Below are 539 nucleotides of genomic sequence, written 5' to 3'. Positions count from 1 at the left end.
ATATCAACGTAGTCATCCAGTTTAAGCAGTTGAGAAACCAGCTCGCGATCTGGCTTTTCAATGTACTGTACTGAAGCGGCTGGCAAGTTTGCTTTTGCAAGGGCTGATTGGATAACTTTCACAAGTTCCATGTTAGAGAAAAACGTCTCTTTACCACCGCGTAGGATGCTGGCATTACCCGTTTTCAGGCACAGTGCGGCAATGTCGATGGTCACATTTGGACGCGCTTCATAAATCACACCCACAACACCAAGTGGTACACGGCGGCGAGAGAGAGACATGCCGTTTTCTAGCACTTTACTGTCGATTTCGCTGCCCACAGGATCGTTTAGGCTGATCACATTGCGAACATCATTTGCAATGCCCGTTAAGCGTTCTTCATTCAACAGTAGACGGTCTAGCAGCGCATCGGTCAGACCAGCTTCGCGACCAAGTTCGATGTCTTTTGCGTTTGCTCCCAAAATCGCAGCTGAGTTTGCTTCTAGCTCATCTGCGATGATCGCTAGAGCTTGGTTCTTTTGAGCAGTTGACGCCGTCGC

1 protein-coding gene is annotated in these 539 nt (G+C 48.8%); it reads right to left on the bottom strand.

Features of this window, described 5'->3' with window-relative positions; translation table 11 throughout:
- Window positions 1-539 (bottom strand): aldehyde dehydrogenase family protein (locus tag R7044_RS27605; RefSeq protein WP_225456282.1); only part of this gene is annotated, 539 nt, incomplete at both ends.

The organism is Vibrio sp. 1402, from assembly GCF_033340275.1.
The sequence above is the reverse complement of the archived record's forward strand: the minus strand, read 5'-3'. Positions and strand labels throughout refer to the sequence as shown.